This window comes from Streptomyces purpurogeneiscleroticus (assembly GCF_020024005.1).
Classification (GTDB): Bacteria; Actinomycetota; Actinomycetes; order Streptomycetales; family Streptomycetaceae; genus Streptomyces; species Streptomyces purpurogeneiscleroticus.
On sequence record NZ_NHSG01000389.1, the window covers coordinates 1 to 12,783 of the forward strand.

9 protein-coding genes and 1 pseudogene are annotated in these 12,783 nt (G+C 72.3%); 5 read left to right on the forward strand and 5 right to left on the reverse strand.

From position 1 onward, the window contains the following. Positions 1–455, reverse strand: a pseudogene (locus tag CCS38_RS28365) (TerD family protein); the annotation flags it as partial. A 271-nt stretch (positions 456–726) separates the two neighbouring features. Here CCS38_RS28365 and CCS38_RS28370 point away from each other — a divergent pair. The 3 genes from CCS38_RS28370 to CCS38_RS28380 all read left to right on the forward strand — a co-directional run bounded on the left by CCS38_RS28370 (position 727) and on the right by CCS38_RS28380 (position 3,455). Next, complete coding sequence (locus CCS38_RS28370; protein ID WP_223736186.1) at positions 727–1,593, forward strand: glycerophosphodiester phosphodiesterase; 867 nt, start codon at positions 727–729, stop codon at positions 1,591–1,593. Between the two features lie 111 nt (positions 1,594–1,704). Beyond that, positions 1,705–2,319: an ATP-binding protein gene (locus tag CCS38_RS28375; protein ID WP_223736187.1), complete on the forward strand. Its 615-nt coding sequence runs from the start codon at positions 1,705–1,707 to the stop codon at positions 2,317–2,319. A gap of 167 nt (positions 2,320–2,486) precedes the next feature. Further along, entirely contained in the window at positions 2,487–3,455 is a 969-nt protein-coding gene (locus tag CCS38_RS28380) for a DUF5926 family protein (protein ID WP_223736188.1), read from the forward strand. 206 nt (positions 3,456–3,661) lie between these two features. On the opposite strand, the gene CCS38_RS28385 is transcribed toward CCS38_RS28380, so the two are convergent. Continuing rightward, on the reverse strand, positions 3,662–4,399 hold the full coding sequence (locus tag CCS38_RS28385) for a hypothetical protein (RefSeq protein ID WP_223736189.1): 738 nt from the start codon (positions 4,397–4,399) through the stop codon (positions 3,662–3,664). A gap of 354 nt (positions 4,400–4,753) precedes the next feature. Beyond that, on the reverse strand, positions 4,754–5,461 hold the full coding sequence (locus CCS38_RS28390; RefSeq protein WP_223736190.1) for a bifunctional DNA primase/polymerase: 708 nt from the start codon (positions 5,459–5,461) through the stop codon (positions 4,754–4,756). Positions 5,462–6,105: 644 nt separating this feature from the next. Here CCS38_RS28390 and CCS38_RS28395 point away from each other — a divergent pair. Both CCS38_RS28395 and CCS38_RS28400 read left to right on the forward strand, forming a co-directional pair. After that, a complete protein-coding gene (locus CCS38_RS28395) occupies positions 6,106–7,686 on the forward strand; it encodes a PP2C family protein-serine/threonine phosphatase (protein WP_223736191.1) in 1,581 nt (526 codons plus the stop codon). 356 nt (positions 7,687–8,042) lie between these two features. Next, positions 8,043–9,518, forward strand: coding sequence for an aminopeptidase P family protein (locus CCS38_RS28400; protein WP_223736192.1), 1,476 nt, complete (start codon positions 8,043–8,045; stop codon positions 9,516–9,518). A gap of 121 nt (positions 9,519–9,639) precedes the next feature. Here the strand turns inward: CCS38_RS28400 and CCS38_RS28405 are convergent, their stop codons facing one another. Further along, positions 9,640–10,305: a TetR/AcrR family transcriptional regulator gene (locus tag CCS38_RS28405; protein WP_223736193.1), complete on the reverse strand. Its 666-nt coding sequence runs from the start codon at positions 10,303–10,305 to the stop codon at positions 9,640–9,642. Between the two features lie 161 nt (positions 10,306–10,466). Further along, positions 10,467–12,632 (reverse strand): tetratricopeptide repeat protein, encoded by a 2,166-nt coding sequence (locus CCS38_RS28410; protein WP_223736194.1) that lies wholly within the window; start codon positions 12,630–12,632, stop codon positions 10,467–10,469. Positions 12,633–12,783 lie beyond the last annotated feature (151 nt).

The window sequence follows — 12,783 nt, forward strand, 5'->3', positions numbered from 1 at the left end:
CAGCCGCCCGCGCCGCCACCGTACGGAGCGCCGCCGCCGTGCGGTCCACCGTCACCCGGCGGGACGGGCGGGAAGGCTGCCGTGTGCTGCGGGTCCTGCGACCAGCCGGAGGAGGAGCCGCCGCCCTGCGGGCCGGGACCGGAGCCGGAGGCGGGGTCAGCGCTCGACGTCGGCTGAGCGCCGGTGTCCGCGCCGGCGGCCGCGGGCGGCAGAGCGCCAGTGGCCGCGGGCGGCAGAGCACCGGTGGCCACGGGCGGCAGAGCGCCGGCGCTCGGCGGCTGCTGGGGCGCGGGGGCGGATGCGGCCCCCGGCGCGAAGTCCGGCGGGGGTGGTGCGTCCTGGGGCGTGTGCGGAGCCTGCGCGCCGGACGCAGGCGCGGCCGACCCCTGGGCCCCGGCGGGTGCCTGCGGCTCCGCCTCCGGCGGGACGGCGGCGCCCTCGTTCTCGGTGCTCACAGCTCTCTCCTCAGCTTCCTGACCATTCCGGTCCGATGACGGGGCCGGTATGTTCGAGCGATGCGTGGCGTATCGGCTTGACGGTGACATGTCGGCGTGACGTTATACGGGAGTGTCCGGTTCAAGCCTTTCCCACGGGGCGTCAGGGCACCGTAAGCCGAGGCTGTGACCTTGCCTTCATCCTTTATCCCGGACATTTACGGCGCATCCCCGGGTGGTGCTTCGGGTGCCGACCGGACGGCTCGTCACCTCTCGATGGCACGATAACTCGGTGACCACTGCGCGCTCGGTACAAGGTGTCCACCCCTATCCGCCCGCCATTTCCGTCGTCGCACACCGCGGGGCTTCCGAGGATGCCCCGGAACACACTCTGGCCGCGTACCGCAAGGCCATCGAGGACGGCGCGGACGCCCTGGAATGCGACGTCCGGCTGACCGCCGACGGCCACCTCGTGTGTGTGCACGACCGCCGGATCAACCGCACCTCCAACGGACGCGGCGCCGTCTCCGCCCTGGAGCTGTCCGATCTGGCCGCGCTGGACTTCGGCTCCTGGAAGGACGACGCGGCCGGCGAGGCGCCGGACGGCCGCCACCCGGAGCTGGGCAGCGTCCACGAAACCGCGGGCGATACCGAGCGTACGTCCGTACTGACCCTGGAGCGGCTGCTGGAACTGGTCGCCGACGCCGACCGCCGGGTGGAGCTGGCCATCGAGACCAAGCACCCGTCGCGGTGGGCGGGCCAGGTCGAGGAGCGGCTGGTCGAGCTGCTGGAGCGGTTCGGGCACACCAAGCCGCCGGCCGGCACGCCGTCCGCCGTCCGCGTCATGAGCTTCTCGGCCCGCTCGCTGCAGCGCGTACGGGCCGCGGCGCCGGCCGTGCCCACCGTGTACCTCATGCAGTTCATCACCCCGCGGCACCGGGAGGGGCGGCTGCCCCCGGGGGTGCAGATCGCCGGACCGAGCATCCGGATACTGCGCGCGCACCCCGACTACGTGGCCAAGGCGCACCAAGCGGGGCACGAGGTGCATGTGTGGACGGTGAACGAGGAGGCGGACGTCGCCCTCTGCCGTGAACTGGGAGTGGACGCAATCATTACGAATCGCCCCAAGCAGGTGAGGAGTCAGCTGAATCTGACGTAAGGGGCGGCTGCTGATAAATGGCGGCCCCGGAAATCCCCGCGTGGACATATCGGCTGGTGATTGTTCACAGGGAGTGCACCGGCGCATTCAGACCGTGTCTGATCGTCCCGAGTGCGTCACCGGACACGGATTGGCCGGTTTCCGGTCCATCCCAATGGGGCATTCATCCCGTGGCGTGGGGCAAAGGAGGTCTCGGGGGTGGCGTTGGTGGTGGCACAGGAGGTGCCGACGTCGTCGACCATGGCCGTACCCCATGGTCCTGCGGGCGTGGGCTCGGCCAGGCGGCGTATGCGCGATGAGCTGCGGACAAGTGGAGTTCAGGACACGGTCGTCGACGACGCCGTACTCATTCTTTCCGAACTGCTCAGCAATTCCTGCAGACATGCGCGTCCGATATGCGCGGACGGCTCACCGGATGGCGAAGCCAATTCGGTCCGGGCCGCCTGGCGCATCGACGCGCGGGGCCAGTTGACCGTTTCGGTCACCGACGGCGGTGGCCCGACCCGACCACTTCCAGCCACTCCCTCGGTCACCGCACGCGGCGGCAGAGGGCTGGCCATCATCCGCTCGCTCGCCAAGGACTGGGGCGTACGGGACGGACACGGCGAGGTCACGGTCTGGGCGACGCTGTCGCTGCACGACGCCTTCGCGACCCGCATGGAGCTGGCGGCCGGCCTCCCGGCCGAGCTGACGAAGGCCCTGGCGGACCTGGACGAGCCGGCGTAGCGCGCCCGCTCGGGACACGCAGCACGGCGCTCAAGGCCCGTAGCGCGCCGCTCGGGTCCCCAGACTCACGCCGGGGCGCACGGCCCGCGTCAAGGCCGGGCCAGGACGCGGCACATGCCCTAGGCTCGCGCCGATACGCGTCGGAACGACCAGGAGAACCCCTCGCCATGGGCAAGAAGCGCCGTCCCCAGACCAAGGCCGCCACCCCGCAGATCACGGACGGCGAGGTGCCGGTCGTCGGCGCCCGCGAGCCCTGCCCCTGCGGGTCCGGCCGCCGTTACAAGGCTTGCCACGGACGGGCCGCGGCGCACGCGGTGACCGAGTTGGTGCGGCGCCCCTTCGAGGGCCTGCCGGGCGAGTGCGACTGGGTGGCGCTGCGCGAGCTGGTACCGGCCGCCACCGCCGAGCTGTCCCTCAAGGGCGGCCTGCCCGAGGGCGTGCCCTCGGTGACGCTGGCGACCGTACTGCCGATGGCCTGGCCCGCACTGCGCCGCGACGACGGTTCGGTACTGCTCGGCCTGCAGAACGACACCGCGTCCGGTGACCTCAGCCGCGACCTCGCCGACACGCTCCAGCGCGCGCTGGCCGCCGACCCGAGCACCCCGGTCGCGGCGGGCCGGGCCCCCGCCGACGGCCCGCGCCTGCAGGACCTGCTGGACCGGGACGCGGCCTTCGAGCCCACCGTGCACAGCGGCTTCGAGTTCTGGATCGAGGACGCCGAGAACGCCACGCCCGAGGTCGCCGCCTCTCTGGAGCGGGCCAACGCGGCCGCCCTCCCCACCGCCCGCCTCGCCGGACTCCCGGGCGCTTACTGGTGCGACGCGGGCGAGAAGAACCACCTGCGCTGGGTGATGGACCACCCCGAGGAGCAGCTGCTGGACGCGCTCGCCCGGCTGCACGCCGCGGACGCCTCCTCGCTGGGCGAGGGGACCCGGCTGGTCGGTTCGTTCCGGGCGCACGGCCTGGTCGTACCGGTCTGGGACCTGCCGGCGGACCTGACTGCCGAGGAGATCACCAAGCCGGCCACGGAGTTCGGCGAGCGGCTCGCGGCGGCGCTCGCCACGGACGCGCCCCTCACGCCGGCCGAGCGCCGGGCGCGCGGCGGGCTCACCAACCGTCAGGTGACGCTGAGCTGACAGTAACCACGCCTGAAACGTTTGCAGTGACTCCGGTCACACCGGCTGTACTCACCGGTAAATAAGCGTCCGGAATTTCGCGATCGAATTTGCGAACGGCCGATCTCTTGTTACCGTTCTAGGAGCCCGGTCGCTGGTGCATCCCCCGTCGCCAGCGACCGGGCGCTTCCATGTCCGGACCCGGTCCGGCTTCGGACCGGGCTCGCTCAGCGGGCCGAAACCGCTTCGGGCGGCGCGGAGTTGCTCCCCGCCCGCAGCAGCAGCCGATCACTCCGTAGATCCGCCACCTCCGCGACCGCCGCGTACGGCGCGCTCCCCCGCACGGTCACCCCGGACGGCGTCGCACACGTACCGGGCTCGTTCCCCGCCGACAGCGCGCAGTGCGTCTGCACGGTCCGGCCGTCCGGCCGCATCAGGGACAGCACCGCGCGCAGCGGGCCGCCCGAGGTGTTGCGGTAGTACAGGACGCCCCTCGTGCGGCCGTCCTCGGACACCACGCAGGTCTGCGCCCGGATGCCGTGCGGCGCGGAGAGTTCGGGGCCGCAGCGGGCGGTGCGGCCGCCTCCCGCGTCCCCGCCGAGTCCGAGCCCGAGGTCCCTCAGCAGGGCGCCGGGCTTGTCGCCGTCCCGTGCCGCGCCGTTCCCCGCCATGGTGCTGTGCCGTGCGCCGCCCTGCGCGGTCCCCTGACGGCCGGGCAGCGGGGCGTCCTGGGCCGATCCCCGGGGGGCGCCCGGCGGCAGCTCAGCGGCCTGCCCTGCGGTGGTCCGCCCGGCAGCGCGCCCGGCGGCCTCGCCGCGGGACTGCGACGACGCGGACGGCTTCGCCCCGGGCGACGGTTCGCCGGGCTCCGAGGGGCCGGCGATGGCGGCGGCCAGCGGCAGGGTGAGGGCGAGCGCGACGGTGCTCGCGAGCGCGATCATGCGGACGTTCGACTCGCGAACCATGGGACCCACCTGCGGTTGAGAGCGCGCGGGCCGCCCCGGTGGCCGGGGATCGCGCACGGGCTCTGGAGACGCCTCCGGGAGGTCCGGTGGGCCTCCGCCACGCACGCGGAGGGCCGCCGGGCAACCCCGAACGGCTGGACGGTGGGCCGAACATATCGAGGATGGGGCGCCCTTTCGGGGGCCTCACACCCGTTTCCCGGGAATGGACGCCTCGCTCACACCCGTACGAGTGAATCTCCCGCGCGCCGTGACATCCGTGAGAGGGACGAGTGGGCGATGCCGGGGCAACTGAAACGCTTCTGTGCCGCGGCGCCCGAAACCGTTCTGTGGGGGGTTGTGGGAGTGGGCGTACGGTCAGTACGCGAGCCGGCTGCCGCCGCCCGGGGCGCCGGCGCTCGCTTCCACCAGCGCGTCCACCACCGTGGCGACGTCCGGGAGCCAGGGTGCGCCGGAGCGCCTCGCGGAGGCGCGCGCGGCCGGCGGGCGCTCCCAGCGCACCTTGCCCGCGCCGGTCTGCGACGGCGGCAGGACGACATAGCCGCCCTCCCCGTGGAAGCGCAGCGAGCTGGGCACCAGGTCCTGCGCGTACAGCAGTTCGCCCAGCTCGGGCAGGGAGTACGGCGCGACCAGGAGCGTCCAGCGGGTCGGGGTCGCCACGACCGGGCCGACCGCCACGCCCGTACGGTCCAGCTCGGCGAGCGCCCGCGCGCCCGCCACGGCCGGCAGGCTCACGGCGCACGGCGCCTTGCCGCCTGTGGCCAGTACGACCGGGGCGTCCGGGCGGTTCGTCCACCACCAGCGCACCATCCGCGCGTCGGTCGTCGCGGCCAGCAGGCCGGGGTCGAAGGGATGCGCTCCGGGCACCGCACAGTCCGGGTCGGGGCAGCCGCAGGGTCGCTGCTGCTGCGCACCACGGGCGGCCTTGCCGCCCGAACGCAGGCCGACGCCGGGGAGGACGGGCCAGCGCCACTCGGTGGCGCACTGGAGCGCCGCGCCGAGCAGTGCCGATCGTCCGCCGCGCCGGAGCTGGAACTTGCGTCGCCTTCCGAGGATCTCGCGCATGAGCGCTCGTTCCTTTCCGTAAACGCCGAGGGCCATGTCCATCGCACTACATGCCGGTTCATGCCGCTGTGTGGTGCGCCGCCGCGCCGGGCGCGGATCACACCACGTCACGTGGATCATTCGTCTCACTGCGCGTACAAGGCAGCGCATCACGCCGTACGCCGAGCGTGGAACATGGCGGGGGGTGGCGCGCGCATGGCGCTTGCTGTCCTGTGGTGCAATCCCGCCACGTGGGGGTGCGGCCCGGTCGTCACCGCGTAAGACGCCCGCGCCCTTCGGAGAGTTCCGGCACGGCCCCAACTGGCCCCGCACCTATCCGAATACGTACCCCCATGGTGGAGATGACGCGCTGTTGATCGCCGTCAGTCGACCGCAAATTGACCTTCCAGGGGCTATTTTTCGGCCAACCTGTTCGCCACACTGACACCATAATCCTCACCAGGGCAATGCTGGACACGCAACAACGGTGCGTGTACATGTGGATCCCATTGATAGCGGAGCAGCATGACATGGGGGTTTGCGATGCTATTGAGCGTAAACATCTGGCGGGCAAATCAGACAAATGCCCGCACAAAACCACTGCGAATCTCCCCGGACGACCCCCTCACCTCGGATGACGCCCGGCTCGACGTAAGCCGCCGGCCATGACGACCCCCCACGTCCCGAAAGTGGCCGGAATCGAACCCACTCTTCCGGCCCCGGCGCACACTGCGGCCCCTGCCGCCCCGGAACCCCGTCCGTTCGCTCAACTCGCCGCCGCCCATGAGCGGCTGGCCGCCCGCCTCTCCGACCTCACCGCTCTCCACGACCTCACCGGCCGACTGGCCCGTACGGACACCCTCGAGGCGGCGCTCCATGAAGTGCTGCGGGCCGGGGCCGCCCTGGTCGGGGCCCGCCGCGGCCTGGTCACCCTCGAACCGCCCGACGGCCTCGGCCCCGAGACCACCGTCGGCCTGGGAATCGGCCCCGCGGACATCGGCCACCTGGAGACCGTCCCGCGCCGCGCGACGCCGCTGGGGCGGCTCCTCGACGGCGTACGGGGGGCTTCCGGCGGAGGCGGAGGCGCGGGCGCGAGTGCCGGCGCGGGAGCGGACGGGAGTACCGACACGGACGCGGCCATCGACCCGGGCGTCGCCCCGGAGCCGGGCATCGCCGCGCAACCGCCGCCCAGTGGGAGCACCGGTGCCCCCACCGAGCTCGCGCAGCCCGATCTCGCGGGCGATCCCGGGCTCGATCCCCGGTTGCGCGAGGTCGCCGCCCGTCTCGGGTACGCGGCGAGCTACGCAGTACCGCTGATCACCGACCCGCCGGCCGAGGGCCGCGAGCGGACCGAGCGGGCCGGCCGCCCCCTCGGGGCCGCAGTCTGGCTCTACGACGAGCCCGCCGAGCCCAGCGAACGCGGGCGCCGCCTCCTCGCCCTGTACCGCGCCTACGCCACCCGGCACGTCGCCCGCCTGATCGAACTCCACCGCAGGCGCCACGCCGAGCAGACCCTGCGCACCGAGCTGCTGCCCGCCCGGCTGCCGCGGGCGCCCGGCGTGCGGCTCGCCGTACGGCACGCCGCCGGGCCGTACGGCGGCGGCGACTGGTACGACGCGCTGCCGCTCCCGGACGGCGCGCTGAGCCTGTCCGTCGGCTCCGTCACCGGCTCCGGGCCGAGCGCGGTCGCCGCGATGGGGCGGCTGCGGGCCTCGCTGCGCGCGTACGCGGTCATGGAGGGCGAGGACCCGGTCGCGGTCCTCTCCGACCTCGAACTGCTGCTGCGGCTGACCGAGCCGGCGCGCAGCGCGACCGCGCTGTTCGCATTCGCCGAGCCGCCAGTGGCCGATCCGCTCGGCGGACCGCCGGCCCACAAGATCGTGCTGGCGGGCGCGGGCCACTGCCCGCCGCTGATCATCGGCGAGCACCGCACGGAGTTCGTGGAGACCTCGCTGTCCGCGCCGCTGGGCATGCTCGCGTGCTGGGAGGCGCCGAGCGTGGAGCTCGAACCACTGCCCGGAGAGACGCTTCTGCTGTACAGCGACGGGCTGCTGTACCGCACCGGGGAGCCGGTGGACCGCGCCTTCTCCCGGCTGCACGCCGCGGCGGCCGGCCTGCCGAAGTCCGTACGCCAGGACCCGGAGGCCCTCGTCGACCACCTCGTGCGCGCGCTGCTGCCCCAGGGCCTGGCGGACGAGAGCTCGCCGGAGGACGTGGTGGTCCTGGCGGTCCGCTTCGAGGGCTGAGCACGTAGGTGGGCGCTGAGCCCGTAGGCGGGCGCTGAGCCCGTAGGCGGGCGCTGAGCCCGTAGGCGGGCGCTGAGCCCGTAGGTGCGCGCGGGGCCCTTGGAGGTGCGCGCGGACCGCACTCCGTAGGACGCGTGGATCGCCCCTCCGTAGGCACGCGCGGGCCTGCCTCCCCGTAGGCACGCGTGGGCCCGCCCCCCGTAGGTACGCGTGGGCCCGCCGCCCCCGTAGGCGCGCACCGGACCAAAGGTCACCCGGTCCCGGGCCGGAGTGCCTGACAAGTCACAGCTTCCCGCCCCTGGACCGCTTTCCGCTCGCACATACGATGGAAAGGTCCAAAACGACAAGGAGGCACCGTGGCCGACGAGCTCACTCCGGAGACCCCGGACGAGGAAGAGCAGCCGATCAAGCAGCGCAAGAACGGCCTTTACCCGGGCGTTTCCGACGAGCTCGCCGACAACATGAAGTCCGGCTGGGCCGATACGGAACTGCGCGACCTGAAGCCCATCGAGCAGGCCGCGAACGCCGCCGAGCGGCGCGCCGCGCTCTCCCGCCGGTTCCCCGGCGAGCGCCTGGTGATCCCCGCGGGCAACCTCAAGACGCGCTCGAACGACACCGAGTACTCCTTCCGCGCCGCGACCGAGTACGTCTACCTCACCGGTGACCAGACCGACGACAGCGTCCTCGTCCTGGAGCCGCGTACGGACGGGACGGACGGGGCGGACGGGCACGACGCGACGCTGTACCGCCTCCCCCGCTCGAACCGCGAAAACGGCGAGTTCTGGCTGAACGGCATGGGCGAGCTGTGGGTCGGCCGCCGGCACAGCCTCACCGAGGCCGAACTGCTGTACGGCATGCCCTGCAAGGACGTGCGCGAGCTGGCCGACGCGCTGCGCGAGGCCACCGGGCCGGTCCGCGTCGTCCGCGGCCACGACGCCGGCATCGAGGCGGCGCTGACCGACAAGGTCACCGCCGAGCGCGACGAAGAGCTGCGCGTGTACCTCTCCGAGGCGCGCGTCGTGAAGGACGACTTCGAGATCGGCGAGCTGCAGAAGGCCGTAGACTCGACCGTCCGCGGCTTCGAGGACGTCGTGAAGGTCCTGGACAAGGCCGAGGCGACGTCCGAGCGCTACATCGAGGGAACGTTCTTCCTCCGTGCCCGCGTCGAGGGCAACGACGTCGGCTACGGCTCGATCTGCGCCGCGGGCCCGCACGCCTGCACGCTGCACTGGGTACGCAACAACGGCGAGGTCCGCTCCGGTGACCTGCTGCTCCTGGACGCCGGCGTGGAGACGAACAGCCTTTACACGGCCGACGTCACCCGCACGCTGCCGATCAACGGCCGCTACTCCGACCTCCAGCGCAAGATCTACGACGCGGTGTACGCGGCGCAGGAGGCCGGCATCGCGGCCGTGAAGCCGGGCGCCGGCTTCCGTGACTTCCACGACGCCGCGCAGCGCGTCCTCTCCGAGCACCTCGTGGAGTGGGGCCTGGTCGAGGGCCCGGTCGAGCGCGTACTGGAGCTGGGCCTGCAGCGCCGCTGGACCCTGCACGGCACGGGTCACATGCTCGGCCTGGACGTCCACGACTGCGCCGCCGCGCGCACCGAGGCGTACGTCAACGGCACGCTGGAGCCGGGCATGGTCCTGACCGTCGAGCCCGGGCTGTACTTCCAGGCCGACGACCTGACCGTGCCGGAGGAGTACCGCGGCATCGGCGTCCGCATCGAGGACGACATCCTCGTGACCGAGGACGGCAACCGAAATCTTTCGGCGGCCCTCCCGCGGCGGTCGGACGAGGTCGAGGCGTGGATGGCGCGCGTCAAGGGCTGACCTGCCCCGCACCGATGGCCGGCCAGGCCGCCGGCAGGCAGGCCGCCGGCCGGCGCACTCACGGGTGGGCGTTCTTCGGAGCGCCCACCCGTTGCGTTTCGCCGGTCGGCGCTTCCCCGGTTCAGGCTTCGCCGATTTGGGCTTTCCCGGTGCGGGCTTCGCCGGTTGGCGGCTCCCCGGTACGGACGTACGCGCCCGCCCTGGCCGCCGCGTACGTCGCGAACGTGGCCTGCTCCACGAGTTCCAGATCCACCGGGCGGCGCACGAGCAGCATCCGGTAGTAGAACGGCGCTCCGAGGGCGCCGACGACCGCCTCCGCGTCCGTACCGGGCGGCAGCTCGCCGCGCTCCAGCGCGCGCCGCACCATAACGCCCGCGACGCCCAGACGGTCGTCGAAGAACTCCCGCAGCGCTTCCTCCGCCCGCGGGTCGCGGCCCGCGGCGGAGACCACCGCTTCGATCATGGCCCGGTTGCGCGCGTCCCCGTAGAACACGCCGATACCGCGGGCCAGCGCGCGCAGGTCGCCGCAGAGGGTGCCGGTGTCCGGTACGGGGATGGCCGCGCTGCGCTCCGTGAGCAGCGCGCAGACCAGCACCTCCACGGTGCGCCAGCGGCGGTAGATCGTCGCCTGGTGCACGCCCGACCGCTGCGCGACGCCCTCCATCGTCAGCGCGGCGAACCCCTTGTCCCCCAGCTCGTCGAAGACCGCGGCGAGCACGGCGGCGCGCGTACGTGCGGTACGGCCCCCGGGGCGGGCCTGGCCCGGGGGGTGCTGCGCTGTGCTCATGAAGGCACTCCGGATTGCCAGCGATCGATCACAACAAGTATTGTCCAGACCGCTAACGCGAGTCACCTCGCGTTTAGCGGCGATGCGCCCTGAGGCGCGCCCACCGGGGGACGCCGAGCACGGGGGACTCGGCATGGGGGCGCGCCTGGGGCGCGGGTCGCTCAGGCGCGGCGGAAGCGGGCGAGATCCTGCTCGGCAGACAAGGTCCATGGGTGCTTCGGGCCGAGAACACGCCGCCGCCCAGCGACTACAGCCTGAGCGTGTTCGACCGCCTCGGGTGTCTCCCCGAGAGCGTGGAGCACACGGCCCAAAAGAGTCCGAGCGTTGAACGTCAGCGGATACTCAGGGCCGTATCGTCGCTCGAACAAAGCAAGCGCTCCTCGTGCCGCAGGCAAGGACTCGTTCACCTGCCCGGTCGAGAAGAGCGCGTACGCATAGTTCAGCTCAACCCCCAGCGTAATCTCGTGCTCTTGTCCCATCTCCCGCCGGCAGTCAGCAACGAGGTCTGCCCCTCCCGCGACCTCCTGTTCCAGATCCGGCCCCGGTTGGACGGACAACAGATTCGACCGCGCCGTCAAGGTCAACGGGTGAGTCAGCCCCAGCGTCTTGGTCCGGCCGGTCACGGCTCGCCGTACCAGCGCCACGGCCTCCGACGTCCGTTTGAGGGGATACAGCGGACGTGCCAGGCCCAGACAGCATGTCAGCGTCTCCGGGGCCTCGGGCCCCAGCACCCGCTCGCAGTCCGCGAGCACCTCACGATGCAGGGCCTCCGATTCCTCGAACCGGCCGAGCCTGAAAAGATCACGTGCCATCCGCTCGCGGAACCTGAGGAGCGCTGGGTGGTCGACGCTCAACCGACGTTTTGCCAGCTCCACGGCTTCGGTCGAGACCGTTAGCGCCGGCGCGTAGTCCCCACCCCGGTGAAGAGCGATCGCCAGTCGTAGCAACGCATCTGTGACCACCTCCACTGTCTGACGGCTTACGTCGGCCCACTCCGTCACTCGTCGCAGCAGCGCTATCGCGTGCGGCGCCAGGAGACCCGTGCGGGGATCGTTGTCGCCACGCTGCGGCACCTCCGGCAGCACGGCCAACAGCTGCCGGCCGGCCACTGCGGCCAGTGCCTCGCGCTGATCGGCCGGGATGCCCCGCGAGACACTGTCGAGCAGGACCCCGTGCGCGCGCAGGCAACGCACTTTCCCCGGCACCAGTTCAGTGAGGGACTGATCGAGCAGCCCTCGCAAGGCCACCTCGACGCGCGAGGCCGAAAGTTCACTTCCCATGTCGATGCCGGACAGCAAGGACAGCGGCAGTGGGTCGCCAGTCCAGCAGGACAGGAGCCGAAGCAATGTGACCGACTCCGGTAGACCTTGGGCGGTCAGGGCGTTCAGTGAGAACTGCCACGTGCTGCTCACCAGGTGGCGGGAATCGCCGGTACCGGCGGTGAGCGCACCCTGGTCCAGGAGTTCTATGGGATCCATCCCCTGGCCGCCGTCCAAGTTGGCGCCGTACTGGGCCATCGTCCAGGGGTCGATGACCTGGTGGGCCAGGAAGCCGCCCGCCAGGGTCAGGGCCAGCGGGAGGCGGCCCAGGCGTTCGGCGACCTCGGCGGCTTCTTCGACCGTGCCGGCCTCGGGGGCCAGGTCGCACAGGACGCGGGCCGCGTCCTCGCGGGGGAGCACCCCCACCTGCAACAGCTCCGCCCCCGGCCACCAGTGGCGGGCCGCCTGACGAGTCGTCACCAGGGCCGTGCCTCGCGGGCTTGTGCGGAGCCAGCCGCCGTCCCGCAGCACCGCGGGGTCGTCCGCGTTGTCCAGGACCAGGAGCCAAGGGCGGTCGGAGTGGTCGAGGTGGTCCCAGACCAGGTCGGCCGCGGCGCGGAGGCCGCTGCGGGCGGCGGTCAGTTCGCCCTCGCCCGCGCCTCGGTCCGCGGCCACCGCGAGCATGCCCGTGCGTAGGGACGCCGTGTCCGAGGCATTGACCCATAGGCCGATGCGGTTCGCCTCGGACGTCGCGTACTGGAAGAGGGTGTACGCGACAGCTGTTTTGCCGCAGCCGCCGAGGCCGTGGAGGACGTACACCTGGCCGCCCACATCGGGGGCGACGGATGCCCGGAGGCGGGCCATCAGTTCGGTGCGGTCGCGCAGGACGGCCGGCGCGCGGCCCACCGAAGGCCAGCGGACCGAGTCCAGGCCGGACCATTCGCCAAAGGTCCCTTCACCAGCGGACCGTTCAGCGCCATGGTGGTGGTGCTCGATGATGTGCTGATCGCCGGATGCCTGGTAGATCCGGCCCCGGCCGTCGGCCCGCGCGTCGTTGCCGCCGTTCACCGTTCCCCCTCCGGCCCCAATGTCCCCGTATGACACGAGGGTTCAGAGTAAGTCGGTGAACCCCACACGTACAGCGGGGATTTACTCGGTCTCCCGTCCCTCGCGGAAGTCGGCCAGGAAGTCTTCGGCCTCGCGGGTCCACGGGTGGGTG